This window comes from Corynebacterium bovis DSM 20582 = CIP 54.80 (genome assembly GCF_030408615.1).
Classification (GTDB): domain Bacteria; phylum Actinomycetota; class Actinomycetes; order Mycobacteriales; family Mycobacteriaceae; genus Corynebacterium; species Corynebacterium bovis.
The window spans coordinates 1,589,790-1,602,570 of sequence record NZ_CP047187.1; the positions used below are offsets into that span (position 1 = coordinate 1,589,790).

The window sequence follows — 12,781 nt, forward strand, 5'->3', positions numbered from 1 at the left end:
CCTCCCCTTCCGTCGGTCGTGTCTCCGGGCCTAGAGCGTACCCTTCGTCGACGGTACCCCGGTCACCCGGCCGTCCGGTTCGACGGCCGCCCGCAGCGCGCGGGCCGTGGCCTTGAACTCGGCCTCGGTGATGTGGTGCGGGTCGCGCCCGTAGAGGCAGCGGACGTGGAGGGCGATCCGGGCGTTGAGCGCGAGGGTCTCGAAGAAGTGCCGGTTGATGACCGTCGCGTAGTGCCCGCCGATGACCGTCGTGAGCAGCGTGTCCGGCTCGCCGGTGCTGACGTGGTACGGCCGGCCGGACACGTCGACCGCCGCGTGGGCCAGGGCCTCGTCCATGGGGACGAAGGCGTCGCCGAAGCGTCGGATCCCGGCCTTGTCCCCGAGGGCCTCCCCGAACGCCCCGCCGAGGACGATCGCGGTGTCCTCCACCGTGTGGTGGGCGTCGATGTGCGTGTCCCCGGTCGCGTGGACCGTGAGGTCGAACGCACCGTGGGCGCCGAACGCCGTGAGCATGTGGTCGAAGAACGGCACGCCGGTGTCGATGTCCGTCACCCCCGTGCCGTCGAGGTCGATGGTGACGCTGATGTCCGACTCGCGGGTCGTCCGCGTCCGGGTGACCCTGCGCCGTCCGTCCGTCGTGGCGTCCGTCATGCCTGCTCCTGTCCCTCGGGTCCTGACCCGGCGAGTCTACCGCCCGACCCGGCGGCCGCGGCGAGGAAGGCGTCGTTCTCCTCCGGCGTGCCCACCGTGACCCGCAGGTACCCCTCGACCCCGACGTCGCGGACGAGGATGCCCTGCCCGAGGAGGTCCTCCCACGCCGCCCGGGCGTCGGCGAACCGCCCGAAGAGGAGGAAGTTCGACGACGACGGCACGACGTGGAGCCCCGCCTCCCGCAGCCCGGCCGCGACCCGGTCCCGCTCCCGGCGCAGCACGTCGACGGTGGCGAGGGTCTCGTCCGCGTGGCGCAGCGCCACCCGCGCGGCGGCCTGCGACAGGGTCGACAGGTGGTACGGCAGGCGGACGAGGGCGACGGCCTCGACGAACGCCGGGTCGGCGACGAAGTAGCCCAGCCGGCCGCCCGCGTAGTCGAAGGCCTTCGACATCGTCCGGGAGACGACGAGGGACCGGGGGAACTCCGCGAGCAGCGTGCACGCGCTCGGACCGGAGGCGAACTCCGCGTAGGCCTCGTCGACGATGACGACCCCGGGCGCGGCGGCGATGATCCGCCGCAGGTCGTCGAGGGAGGTCGCCCCGCCCGTGGGGTTGTTCGGCGTCGTGACGAAGACGATGTCCGGCCGGTGCCGGGCGACGGCGGCGAGCGCCGCGTCGACGTCCACCGCGAAGTCCCGCGCCGGGTCGCGCGGGCACTCCACGAAGCGCGTCCCCGTCCCGGCGGCGAGCACCGGGTGCATCGAGTAGCTCGGCGTGAAGCCGAGGGCGGTGCGGCCCGGTCCGCCGAAGACCTGGAGGAGCTGCTGGAGGATCTCGTTCGACCCGTTGGCCGCCCACACCCCCGCGGCGTCGACGGGCACGCCCGTCTGCCGGGTGACGTACGCGGCGAGGTCGGCGCGCAGGGCGGTCGCGTCCCGGTCCGGGTAGCGGTTGAGGCCGGACCCGAGCCGGCGGACCTCCGTGACGAGGTCCTCGACGAGCGCGTCCGACGGCGGGTACGGGTTCTCGTTCGTGTTCAGCCGGTACCGCACGTCGAGCTGCGGGGCGCCGTAGGCGCTGGCCCCCCGGAACTCCTCCCGGACGGGCAGGTCGGCGACGGTGAGGCGGGTGTCGTCGGTGCTCACCGGTCCCCCTCCCCGGTTCCCGCGAAGCGGGCGCGCACGGCCTCGCCGTGGGCGGGCAGGCGCTCGGCGGCGGCCAGCGTCGTCACCGTGTCCGCGACGGCCGCGAGGGCGTCCCGGTCGTAGTCGACGACGTGGACGGACCGCAGGAACGTGTGCGTCGACAGCCCCGAGGAGTGGCGCGCCGACCCGCTCGTCGGCAGCACGTGGTTCGACCCCGCGGCGTAGTCGCCGAGCGGCACGGGCGAATAGGGTCCGACGAAGACCGCCCCCGCGTTCGTCACCCGGGCGGCGACGGCCCGCGCGTCGGCGGTCTGGACCTCCAGGTGCTCCGCCGCGTAGGCGTCGGCGACGCGCACGGCGGCGTCGGTGTCGTCGACGAGGACGATCCCCGACTGCGGGCCGGTCAGCGCCTCGCGGACGCGGTCGGCGTTGAGCGTCCGGCCGTGGCGGGCCGCGACCTCGCGGTCCACGGCGTCGGCGAGCTCCTCACTGTCGGTGATGAGCACCGACGCGGCCATGACGTCGTGCTCCGCCTGGCTGATGAGGTCGTAGGCCACGGCGACCGGGTCGGCGGTGGCGTCGGCGAGGACGGCGATCTCCGTCGGCCCCGCCTCGGCGTCGATGCCGACGGTCCCCCGGCACAGCCGCTTCGCCGCGGTGACGTAGACGTTGCCCGGGCCGGTGACCATGTCGACCGGCTCGAGCTCCTCCTCCCCCGGCGCGCCGCCGTGGGCGAGCAGCGCGACGGCCTGGGCGCCGCCGACCGCCCACACCTCGTCGACCCCGAGGATCGAGCACGCGGCGAGGACGGTCGGGTGCGGCCAGCCGTCGTTGTCCGCCTGCGGGGGCGAGGCGACGACGAGCTGCTCGACGCCGGCCTCCTGCGCGGGCACGGCGTTCATGACGACCGACGACGGGTAGACGGCCTGGCCGCCGGGGACGTACAGGCCGACGCGGCGGACCGGGATCCACCGCTCCGTGACGACCCCGCCGGGCGCGACCTCGACGCGGGTGTCGGTCGGCACCTGGGCGGAGTGGAACGCCCGCACCCGGCCGACCGCGTCGCGCAGGGCGGCGACGACCGCCGGGTCGAGCGTGTCCACCGCGGCGTCGACGACGTCCCGCGGGACCCGCACCGACGGCGCGGAGGGGGGCGTGCAGCCGTCGAACCGGGCGCCGTACTCCAGCGCCGCGGCGGCACCCCGCGCGCGCACCGCGTCGACGATCGGGGCGACCGTCGGGGTCACCGAGTCGATGTCCGTCCCGCCCCGGGGAAGGAGCCTCCGCAGCTCGGCCGTGGATGGGTGGGACCCCCTCAGGTCCAGTCGCGTCAACATGTGGCGGATCAGCTCCTCACGGGTTCGTCCCTCTCGGGGTCTGCTGGTGGGTCCGGCCGGTCACCGGTGAGGTACCCTGACGGGTTGATCCGCACCGGCGGACCGGGTCGGGCGCACGCCCGACGCCGGACCGGCCGGGAACAGGTCGATTCTAGCCACGGGGGTCCGCCCACCGTGAATGCGCACCCGGAGTGCGCACCAGGTTCTTCTCCAGTCGGTCAGGGGGTTTCGCGTGACGGCACTCGACGGGCTCCTCGCGGCCTCGGCGTCCGCGACGGCGCGCGGGGACCACGCCGCGGTGTGGCGCGCCGTCACCCGCTACGGGCTCGCGCACTGGGTCGACCCGCTGCCGGAGCCGGGGGCGGACGACCGGCGGGGCGAGGCGCTCCTGCTCCGGGCCACGGCCGCCGACCAGCTCGACCTGCGCGACGAGGCCGTCACGGCCCTGCTCGACCTCGCCGGGTGGGCCGACGCGCGGGGGTCCGCGGCGACCGCCGTCCTCGCCCGGGCGCAGCTGTGCCTCCACGCCGCGGACGGGGACGCCGGGGCGACCGTGGCCCTCCCCGACGTCCGGGAGCTGCTCGTCGACGTGCTCGACCGGCTCGGCCGCCGCCCCTCCCCCTGCGCGACCTCGTCCCTCGCCGCCGTCACGGCGTACTCGTGCGCGCGGACGGAGGCCCCGGACCTCGCGGCGTCGGTCCTCGCCGAGGCGCGCCGGCTCGCCGTGCCCGACGCGGGGGACGCCGCCCTCCTGCGCGCCCCGGAACTCCACGACGCCGGGGACGTCGACGGGGCCGTCGCGCTGGCCACCACCGTGGCCGACCGCGCGTCGGACCCGACCCGGGAGTACGAGGCGCGGGAGCTCCTCGGCGTCTTCGCCATGCTCGCCGGGGACGACGCCCGGACGGTGCGCCACTGGGGGCGGTGCGCGTGCATCGCCCTCGACCTCGGCGCGCCGCTGGTCGGCCTGCACCGGGTCGAGCTCGTCTGCCAGCTCCTCAACGCCCACGGCGAGTACGCCCGGGCGTTCGACCTCGCCTCGCGCTACGCCGCGGCGACCACGGACGCCCCGGTCAGCCCCGGGGTGCTCAATCTCCACGCCGTCCTCGCCCGCGCGGCCGTCGAGACGGGGCGCTACGCCACGGCGTGGCGGACCGCCCGGTGGGTCGCGGAGTGGTCGGAGCTCACCCCCGACGTCCTGCGGACCTCCGCGTGCTACTCGGTCGCCGCGCTCGCCGGCACGGAACTCGGCGCGGTGACCGAGGTCGCCCGGCTCCTCGAACGCCAGGCGGAGTCCCGGGAACGCGCGGGCCACCGCACCGAGGCCGCCCAGTCGCTGCGGGCGGCCGCCCGCGGCCTCGTCACCGCGCCCTCCCGCCACCGGCCGTTCGGGGACGCCGCGGCGGCGGAGGCGGCCGTCGAGCTCGCACTGTCCCTCATGGACCGGTCGCGGCGGCTGCTCACCGACGCCGGCCCGGGTGCCCCGGACGACGAGACGCGCCGGTGGCACCTCGCCGACTGGAACGACGACATGGCCGTCGTGTGGCACGCGGCCGGGGACACGGCCCTCGCCCTCAGCTGTGCGGAGGACGCGGCGACGGGGTTCGCGGCCGCCGGCGACCACGGTGGTGCGGCGACGGCGTGGACGGCCGCGGCGGACCTCCACCTCGCGTCCGGGGACCCAGCGGCGTGCGACCGGGCGCTGGCGGAGGCGGCGGCGCACCTCGACGCGCTCGGGCTCACCGCGGACGACCCGGCGCGCCGGGCGTGGCGTGAGGTGCGGGACCGCCGGTCAGCGTGACGCCGGGTCGACGGGCCGCAGGTCGAGGCCGATGTCGAGCGCCCGGACGCTGTGGGTGAGCTCGCCCACCGCGACCGAGTCGATCCCGCAGGCCGCGTAGTCGGCGGCCCGGTCGAGGGTGAGCCCGCCGGAGGACTCGAGGAGGCAGGAGGGGCACAGGCGGTCGCGTTCGGCGACGGCGCGCCGCGTGTCGGCGACGTCGAAGTTGTCGAGCAGCACCTGCCGGGGGCCGTGGGCGAGGACGTCCCGCAGCTGGTCGAGGTCGTCGACCTCCACCTCGCACCACACGTCGGGGTGGGCGTCGCGCACCCGCCGCCACGCCTCGAGCACCCCGCCGGCGGCGAGGACGTGGTTGTCCTTCACCATCGCCTGGTCGGTGAGCCCGTACCGGTGGGGCGTGCCCCCGCCGTGGAGGACCGCCCGCTTCTGCAGCAGCCGCATCCCGGGCAGGGTCTTGCGGGTGTCGCGCACCGCGACCCGCGCCCCGGGTACGGCCACGGGGGCGACCCACGCGGCGGTGCGCGTCGCGACCCCGCTGGCGTGGGACAGGATGTTCAGTGCCGTGCGTTCGGTGCGCAGGACGGTCACGGCGTCGCCGTCGATGCGGGCGACGGTCGTGCCCGGGGTCACGGGGTCGCCGTCGGCGCACAGGGGGGTGAACGTCGCCCCGGTGAGCTCGGCGACGACGGCCGCCGCGTCGAGGCCGCTGACCACCCCGGCCTCGCGCACGACGACGTCGCCGGTGACGTGCACGTCCGGCACCGCGGCGGAGGTCGGGTCGGCCGGGGCCCCGTGCGGGCCGGGGTCTCCGAGGTCCTCGGCGAGGGCCGTCGCGGCGAGCCGGCGGTGGTCCTCGCGGACGCGGGCGGGGTCGTGGAGGGCGGGGGTCGCGGGGAAGCGGGGGTCGACCGCCATCACTCCCCTGCCCCCGGGGTGCCCACGGCGATCATCCGCTCGACCGCGCGGCGGGCGGCGGCCGCGGTGCCGGGGTCGACGTCGACCTCGTCGCGGCCCTCGCGGAGGCAGCGCAGGAGGGCGGCCGGGGTGATCATCTTCATGTAGGGGCACGAGGCGCGCTCGTTCACCGCGGCGAACTCGACATCCGGTGCCGCGCCCCGGAGCTGGTGGAGCATCCCGACCTCGGTGGCGACGAGCACGGTGGAGCGCCCGTCGCGCCGGGCCTGCCGGGCGGAGCTGATCATCTCGCCCGTGGAGAGCATGTGGACCCGGGCGGGGTCGACGACGCCCTCCCCGGCGAGGTAGATCGCGGAGTTCGCGCAGCCGCACTCGGGGTGGATGAACAGCTCGGCGTCCGGGTTCTCCTCGGCGCGGCGCGCGAGGTCGCGGCCGCTGATGCCGGCGTGGACGTGGCACTCGCCCGCCCACACGTGGATGGTGTCCCGGCCGGTGACCCGCCGGACGTGGGCGCCGAGGAACTGGTCGGGGCCGAAGAGGATCTCGCGGTCCTCGGGGAGGCTCCGGACGACGTCGACCGCGTTCGAGCTCGTGCAGCAGATGTCCGTCAGCGCCTTCACGGCGGCGGTGGTGTTGACGTAGCTCACGACGAGCGCGTCCGGGTGCTCCGCCTTCCATTCGGCGAGCTGGTCGGCGGTGAGGGAGTCGGCGAGGGAGCACCCGGCGTCGGCGTCGGGGATGAGCACCGTCTTGTCCGGGGAGAGGATCTTCGCCGTCTCGGCCATGAAGTGCACGCCGCAGAAGACGATGACGTCGGCGTCGGTGGAGGCGGCGATGCGGGACAGCGCGAGGGAGTCGCCCGTGTGGTCGGCGATGTCCTGGATCTCGGGGAGTTCGTAGTTGTGGGCGAGGATGACCGCGTTGTGGCGGGCGGCGAGGTCGCGGACCTCCCGTCGCCACGCGGCGTCGGCCTCGATCCCGTCCCAGCGGCCGTCGATCCGCCGGATGCTGGGTCCCTGCGGGTCAGGGGCGGCGGTGGGTGTCGTCGTGGAGGAGAAGCTCATACCGTGATGGTAGTTTCTGTTTCCCCGCCGTCGTCCACCACCCCTCCGGTCGCCGCGCGCCGGACCGGCCGGGTGAACGCCCCGTCGGTGCTGAGCAGCGCACACAGCCAGTAGGCGACGAGCGCCCCGGCCGCGGCGACGAGGAGCCCCGGCCCGGCGTCGACGGCGTCGACGAGGGCGAGGACCTGCCCCGGCCCGGGCGACGACCCCTCCGGGTGGACGTGGCGGGCGACGGCCTCCCCGAACAGCAGGAAGCACCACGCCCCCGCGACGGAGCACAGGGTGACCCACACCATCATCGGGATGCCCCGCGTCCCCCGCCCGGCGAGGAAGGTCCACAGCCCGAGCGCGACGCCCACGACCCCGACGACGCACACGTACCAGGCGAAGGAGGCGAAGGCGGCGTCGGCGGACCCCGGGTCGAGCGAGGCGCCGTAGCTCGACGAGACGACCACCCGGGTCACCGGCCGCAGCCACCCCCACAGGCAGCCGGCGACGACGTCGCCGACGAGGGCGACGACGAGCACCTGCGCGGCCCGGCCGAGGCCGCCCCGCACCCGGGTCCGTTCAGCGTGTGTCGTCTGCCGTGAGCGTCGCGCGATTCCCATGACCGGACACCCTACCCGGTGCCGCGGTGGCCCCCGGTCACGGCGTGCAGAACGTCCACTGCCCGCCCTCGCGGGCGAAGGTCATCCGCTGGTCCTGGTCCTGCCCGTTCGTCGTGGCGCTGACCTGGGCGGTCGCGCGGTCGCCGTCGACGGAGACGTCGTTGACGGCCCGGATGCGGGGCAGGACGTCCGGCCCCACGAGGTCACCCCACTGGCCGCGTCCGACGAAGGCCTCGCTCTGCTCGCGCAGCGCGTCCGCCCCGCCGGAGGCGTCGTTGTCCTTCGAGCACGTGTGCTGCCACACGTACCGGGTGTACTCCGAGGCCGGGCGGTCGACGCCGAGCCCGTTGACGAGGTTCGCGATCGCCGTGGCGTCCTCCCCGGACGTCCCGCCGGCCGGGGTGCCCGCCGGGGCCCCGGGGACGGGGGCCACGGGCACGGTCTCGTCGATGGGCAGCTCGCCCGGTGCGGGGCTCCGCGGGCCGTCCTCGCCCGCCGGGTCGGCAGGCTGGCCCGGCTGGCCCGGCTGCCCCGGCTGTGCAGGTGCGGTCTGCTCCGGGGCGGGGCTCGACGACGGGGCCGCGCTCGAGGACGGGGCCGGGCTCGACGCCGTGCCCGCCGCCGGCGCCGACGCCGACGTCTCCTGCGCCCCGTCCCCACCGTCGTCGGACCCGCAGGCACCGACCGCGAGAAGCGTCACCAGGGCCACCGCCCCCGCGCCGAGGCGCCCCCGACCTGTCACCCGTCGACCGTTCACGTCCGCACCCGTCCTTCCGTCGTTGCCGTCGTTGCTCTCGTTGCCGTCGTCACCGTCACCACCGACGCAATCACCGTCAGTGTTACAGGTGGGTACCGGGTCACACGCTACACTGTGTCCCGTGTCCGACCCCGCCGCGCCCGCCGACCCGGGGCCCGACCGTGCCGCGCCGGCGCTGAACCGGGAGGTCATCCTCACGGCGGCGCGCGGGATCCTCGACGACTACGGCCTCGCCGATCTCACGATGCGCCGGCTCGCCCGGTCCCTCGACGTCGTCCCCGGCGCGCTGTACTGGCACATCCCCAGCAAGCAGGCGCTCCTCGGCGGCGTGGCGGACGACATCCTCGCCGACGTGACCGTCCCCGACCTCCCCGACTGGCGCGACCGGGCCCGGGACCTCTGCGCGACCCTCCACGACCGGCTCACCGCGGTCCGCGACGGGGCCGAGGTCGTCACGGCGGCCCTCGCGTCCGGCACGACCGCCCACGACCCGGCGGCGCTGCTCACGGAGTCCCTCGGCGGGGCCCTCGACGACAGCCCGGCGGCCCGGGACCTGCTCGCCACCGCCGGGTGGGCCCTGTCCCGGCTCGTCCTCGCCGCCGCGACGGACGCCGAGGCCGCGCGGAGCGCCGCCGCGGCCGCGGGCACGTCCCCCGCCCCCGGCGGCGACGGGGACCTCCGCACCGGCGTGGACCTCATCCTGTCCGGTCTCTCCGCCCGGGACCCCCGCAGGTAGCATGGGCGGGCACACCTGCCCCTGTCAGACACCCCCGGAGGGACCCCGAGTGACATCCGCATCCACGTTCCCCGCGCACGGCGCGACGGTCACGGTCACGGCCGAGGGCGTCACCGTCGAGCGGACCCCGATGGGCTCGACGGTGCTCCCCCGCACGCTGCACGTCGCCGCCGGTGACCTGCGGGGATGGCGGCACCACGCGCCGACGTCGACGTCGGCCGGCTGGGTCCAGCTCCTCACGGACCGGCCGAGCCGGCCCCCGCGCAGCGCCGTCGAGGCCGCGACCGACCCGGACACCGTCCGGCTCGACCCCGGGGACACCGACGGTTTCACCGCCGTGACGACAGCCCTCACCCGTCTCCAGGGCGGCTACCTGGCCGCCGGGGAACCCGCACCGGAGGCACCCGCCCCGGACCCGGCCGCCCCCGCCCCGGACCCGGCCGCACCCACCCCGGCCACGGACCCGGCCGCGGCGTCGTCCCGTCCGTCCGGGCGGGCCCCCTGGGCGCGCGTCGCCACCCCGGACACGGTCCCCGAGCCGAACCCGGACGCGGACATCGACAACCCGGTGCACGGCGAGAACGTGACCGTCACCGGGGACACCGCGCCCTACGAGAAGGGCGAGATCTGGGACATGATCGCCGCGGCGGGCGGGACCGTCGGCAAGAACGTGACGAAGAAGACGACGATCCTCGTCCTCGGCCGGTGGGACTCGGTGACGTCGAAGGAGAAGAAGGCCCGCGAGTACATCGACCGTGGTCAGGACATCGCGTTGTGGACCCTCGACGAGTTCCTCGACCGGGTGGGGGAGGAGCGCCGCCCCTCCATCGACGACGTGAGGGGAACCGACGCGCCCTTCTGAGCGTCTAAGGGAGGTATGGACCCCGCGACCGCCCCCCTCATGATCGTCCTCGACCGGCGCACCCCCGGCCCCGGCGACTGCTTCCGCCCGGACGCGCCGGTGACGGTGCCGTTGTGCCCGGGCCTCGCCGCCGTCGTCACCGCCGGGGGCCGGCCGGTGACCCTCCCGGCGACGGGGGCGACCTCCGCGTGGACCGTGTGGGACGACGCCGCCCGGGCCATGCTCGCCCACCTCGCGGACCTCACGGCGGCGCACGGGTCGGCGCTGCGCCGGCGCACCCTCGACGGGGCGGCGGGCGTCACCGAGGTCGCGGTCGTCGACGACGCGTACCCGGCGTCGTCCCTCCTCACCCACCCCGGGCTGCTCGCCCCGCTGCGCGCGGCCCTGGACACCGCCTTCGGCACGGAGCCGTTGCTGTGGGCCGCCCCCGACGGACGGCTGTTCGCCCACCCGTGGCCGGTGCGGCCGCCGGTCGCGGGCGCCGCCGGTCCGCTGGCCGTCGTCGACGACTTCCCGGCTCCGGTGCGGGACACCCCCTGGCCCCGACCCCGGCCCCGACCCCGCCACGGGGCCTGCCCCTAAAATCGTCCGCATGTCTGCCTCAGACCGGAACAGCCGGGATCAGAAGAGCCGGGACCACGCTGCGCTCGACGACCTCGACAGCTGGCTGGCGGGTCACCCGACCGCCGCCCGTGACCTCCAGTCGCTCGTCGCCGAGGAGCTCCGGGACGCCCGGATCGCCTTCGACCAGGTGTCCGTCCGGGTCAAGGACCGGCACAGTTACCTGGCGAAGCTGGCGAACCCCGCGTACCCGGAGTACCGGGACTTCCCCTCGGCCCACGACATCCTCGGCATCCGGGTCACGACGTTCCACTCCTCGGCCCTGCCGCAGCTCCTCGACGTCATCGGGTCGATGTTCGACGTCGTCCGGGTCGTCGACAAGGCGTCGGAGACGGCCCAGGCCGGCGAGTTCGGCTACGCCTCCCAGCACGTCATCGCGCGGGTGCGGGAGGAGACCCTGCCCGACATCGCGGGCCGGCTCGTCGAGGTCCAGCTGCGCACCGTCCTCCAGCACGCGTGGGCGGAGTTCGAGCACGACATCCGCTACAAGAACCCGCAGGCCGGGCTGAGCCCGCGGATCCACCGCGCGTTCACGCTCGCCGCGGGGCTCATCGAGCTCGCCGACCAGCAGTTCGACGACATCGCCGCGGCGCTGGAGGTCGGCACCCGCTCGCCGGACGACGCCGAGCTGACGACGCAGACGCTGCCCGGGGTGCTGACGATGCTCCTCGGCAGCGAGTACCCGACGTCACGGGCGGAGTACTACGGTTTCGCCGTCGACATGCTCGCCGCGAACGGCATCACCACCATCGGGGAGCTGGAGGCGCTGTGCACCCCGGCCCGCGTGCAGTCCCTCCGCGACACCATGCGGTACTCGTTCCACCCGGGCCAGGTGCGGTTCATCGACGACCTGCTCCTGCACACGTACGGCCGGGAGCACATCCGGCGCACGGTGCACATCGGCGAGGACCCGAGTTCGCGGCCGGGACGGCTGGGCAACCGGTGGCAGCGGATGGGGCAGCGCACCTACCGGCCGCGCTGACCGGTGCCGCGCAACGCGTCGAGCTGGCGGCGTTCCCGTTTCGTCGGGCGGCCGGCCCCCCGGTCGCGCCGGGGCACGGTGGCGAGGACCTCCTTCGGCGGGGGCGGCGGGCTGTGGTCGATGTAGCATCCGCGGGCGACGGGCGCCCCGACCCGGCGGGCGATGAGGCGGGTGACCTCGACGTCGTACTCGCGGTGGTTGACCCACACGCGGACCCGGTCGCCGACGACGACCGGCTGGGCGGGTTTCACCGACGCGCCGTTGATCTTCACGTGCCCGGCCCGGCACGCCTCGGCGGCCTGGCTGCGGGTGCGGAAGAGCCGGACGGCCCACGTCCATGCGTCGATCCGTGTCACGGCCGGTCCTCCCATCCCCGCCCGACGAACTCGGGGTCCCACCGTCCGGACGTCACCCGGGAGACGACGCCCGTCGGGTCCTCCCCGGCGGGGACCCCGAAGACGATGCGCGCCTCGCGACCGTAGCCGACGTCCTCGACGGTGACGGCCTCCCGCAGCCCGGCCTCGACCCGGCCGGCGTCGGCGTGGGGGACGGTGAGGGCCCAGCGGTCGGCGGGCACGCGGGTGACGACGTCGACCTCGTCGAGGACCGCCCGCGTGGCGTCCTGGTAGGCGCGGACGAGGCCGCCGGTGCCGAGCTTCACACCGCCGAAGTAGCGGACGACGACCACGACGACGTCGAGCAGCCCCGCGCCCCGGACGACCTCCAGCATGGGTTGTCCGGCGGTGCCGGCCGGCTCGCCGTCGTCGGAGGAGCGTTCGACGGGCCGGGCGCCGTCGACGTGGATGACGGACGCCGAGCAGTGGTGGCGGGCGTCGGGGAACGCGGAGCGGATCTCCGCGAGGATGCGGCGCATGTCGGTCTCCGTCGCGGCGCGTTCGGCGAAGGCGATGAAGCGGGAGCGACGGACCTCCGTCTCCGCGCGGACCCGACCGGGGCGGGGGCGGCGGTAGGCGGTCTCGGGGGGACTCTCGGGGCGGCTGGCCATGCCGTCCAGGGTATCGCCCGGGCCGGCGGTACCCTCGTCGACATGGATGATGCAGTCACGGACCGGCCTTCCCGACGTGAGCCCCGTCCCACCGAGCTCGACCGGGCGCAGACGACGGCGCTCCTCGCCGTCGTGGTGCTCGCCGTGGCGGCGCAGGTGGTGGCGCCGCCGTGGGTGAAGGTCGTCGCGGCGGTCGTGGTCGTGCTCGTCGCCGTGGGGCTCGGGGTGCGGGTCTGGCGGGACCGGACCGGCCGCTGGCGGTGAGCCGGGGCAGGGTCCCGACGCCGCCCCGGCGG

15 protein-coding genes are annotated in these 12,781 nt (G+C 75.7%); 6 read left to right on the forward strand and 9 right to left on the reverse strand.

Annotated features, from left to right (window positions below):
- Nucleotides 1–30: 30 nt before the first annotated feature.
- Genes hisB through hisD form a run of 3 tightly spaced genes read right to left on the reverse strand, consistent with a single transcriptional unit; the run spans nt 31 to nt 3,133 of the window.
- Nucleotides 31–651: an imidazoleglycerol-phosphate dehydratase HisB gene (gene hisB, locus CBOVI_RS06415; protein WP_010264804.1), complete on the reverse strand. Its 621-nt coding sequence runs from the start codon at nt 649–651 to the stop codon at nt 31–33.
- Nucleotides 648–1,796: a histidinol-phosphate transaminase gene (locus CBOVI_RS06420; protein WP_010264800.1), complete on the reverse strand. Its 1,149-nt coding sequence runs from the start codon at nt 1,794–1,796 to the stop codon at nt 648–650. The genes hisB and CBOVI_RS06420 overlap by 4 nt, the downstream gene beginning before the upstream one ends.
- Nucleotides 1,793–3,133: a histidinol dehydrogenase gene (hisD, locus tag CBOVI_RS06425; RefSeq protein WP_029157688.1), complete on the reverse strand. Its 1,341-nt coding sequence runs from the start codon at nt 3,131–3,133 to the stop codon at nt 1,793–1,795. The genes CBOVI_RS06420 and hisD overlap by 4 nt, the downstream gene beginning before the upstream one ends.
- A gap of 232 nt (nt 3,134–3,365) precedes the next feature.
- On the opposite strand from hisD, the gene CBOVI_RS06430 reads away from it, so the two are divergent.
- Entirely contained in the window at nt 3,366–4,934 is a 1,569-nt protein-coding gene (locus tag CBOVI_RS06430; protein WP_183273620.1) for a hypothetical protein, read from the forward strand.
- Here CBOVI_RS06430 and nadC read toward each other — a convergent pair.
- The 4 genes from nadC to CBOVI_RS06450 are packed head-to-tail and all read right to left on the reverse strand — an operon-like array spanning nt 4,926 to nt 8,221.
- Nucleotides 4,926–5,849, reverse strand: coding sequence for a carboxylating nicotinate-nucleotide diphosphorylase (gene nadC, locus CBOVI_RS06435; protein WP_010270337.1), 924 nt, complete (start codon nt 5,847–5,849; stop codon nt 4,926–4,928). The genes CBOVI_RS06430 and nadC overlap by 9 nt on opposite strands.
- Complete coding sequence (nadA, locus tag CBOVI_RS06440) at nt 5,849–6,913, reverse strand: quinolinate synthase NadA (RefSeq protein WP_010270339.1); 1,065 nt, start codon at nt 6,911–6,913, stop codon at nt 5,849–5,851. Before nadA ends, nadC begins: the two co-directional genes overlap by 1 nt.
- Nucleotides 6,910–7,521, reverse strand: a complete 612-nt coding sequence (locus CBOVI_RS06445; RefSeq protein ID WP_125174499.1) for a hypothetical protein — start codon at nt 7,519–7,521, stop codon at nt 6,910–6,912. Before CBOVI_RS06445 ends, nadA begins: the two co-directional genes overlap by 4 nt.
- A gap of 37 nt (nt 7,522–7,558) precedes the next feature.
- Complete coding sequence (locus tag CBOVI_RS06450) at nt 7,559–8,221, reverse strand: Rv0361 family membrane protein (RefSeq protein WP_232625896.1); 663 nt, start codon at nt 8,219–8,221, stop codon at nt 7,559–7,561.
- Between the two features lie 178 nt (nt 8,222–8,399).
- On the opposite strand from CBOVI_RS06450, the gene CBOVI_RS06455 reads away from it, so the two are divergent.
- The 4 genes from CBOVI_RS06455 to CBOVI_RS06470 are packed head-to-tail and all read left to right on the forward strand — an operon-like array spanning nt 8,400 to nt 11,479.
- Complete coding sequence (locus CBOVI_RS06455; protein ID WP_276330660.1) at nt 8,400–9,014, forward strand: TetR family transcriptional regulator; 615 nt, start codon at nt 8,400–8,402, stop codon at nt 9,012–9,014.
- A 49-nt stretch (nt 9,015–9,063) separates the two neighbouring features.
- Nucleotides 9,064–9,876, forward strand: a complete 813-nt coding sequence (locus tag CBOVI_RS06460; RefSeq protein ID WP_185741573.1) for a BRCT domain-containing protein — start codon at nt 9,064–9,066, stop codon at nt 9,874–9,876.
- 15 nt (nt 9,877–9,891) lie between these two features.
- Nucleotides 9,892–10,458 carry a hypothetical protein gene (locus tag CBOVI_RS06465; RefSeq protein WP_125187456.1) on the forward strand — a complete coding sequence of 189 codons (567 nt, stop codon included), beginning with the start codon at nt 9,892–9,894 and terminating at the stop codon, nt 10,456–10,458.
- Nucleotides 10,459–10,468: 10 nt separating this feature from the next.
- Entirely contained in the window at nt 10,469–11,479 is a 1,011-nt protein-coding gene (locus CBOVI_RS06470) for a GTP pyrophosphokinase (RefSeq protein WP_010272131.1), read from the forward strand.
- Here CBOVI_RS06470 and CBOVI_RS06475 read toward each other — a convergent pair.
- Together CBOVI_RS06475 and CBOVI_RS06480 are read right to left on the reverse strand one after the other, a co-directional pair.
- Complete coding sequence (locus tag CBOVI_RS06475; RefSeq protein ID WP_043362568.1) at nt 11,464–11,850, reverse strand: RNA-binding S4 domain-containing protein; 387 nt, start codon at nt 11,848–11,850, stop codon at nt 11,464–11,466. The two genes, CBOVI_RS06470 and CBOVI_RS06475, sit on opposite strands and share 16 nt — an antisense overlap.
- The gene (locus CBOVI_RS06480) at nt 11,832–12,485 is read right to left on the reverse strand and encodes an IMPACT family protein (protein WP_010272136.1); all 654 of its coding nucleotides are present in this window, start codon (nt 12,483–12,485) and stop codon (nt 11,832–11,834) included. Before CBOVI_RS06480 ends, CBOVI_RS06475 begins: the two co-directional genes overlap by 19 nt.
- A gap of 42 nt (nt 12,486–12,527) precedes the next feature.
- Here CBOVI_RS06480 and CBOVI_RS06485 point away from each other — a divergent pair, with 42 nt between their 5' ends.
- A complete protein-coding gene (locus CBOVI_RS06485) occupies nt 12,528–12,749 on the forward strand; it encodes a hypothetical protein (protein WP_010272139.1) in 222 nt (73 codons plus the stop codon).
- Nucleotides 12,750–12,781: the final 32 nt, after the last annotated feature.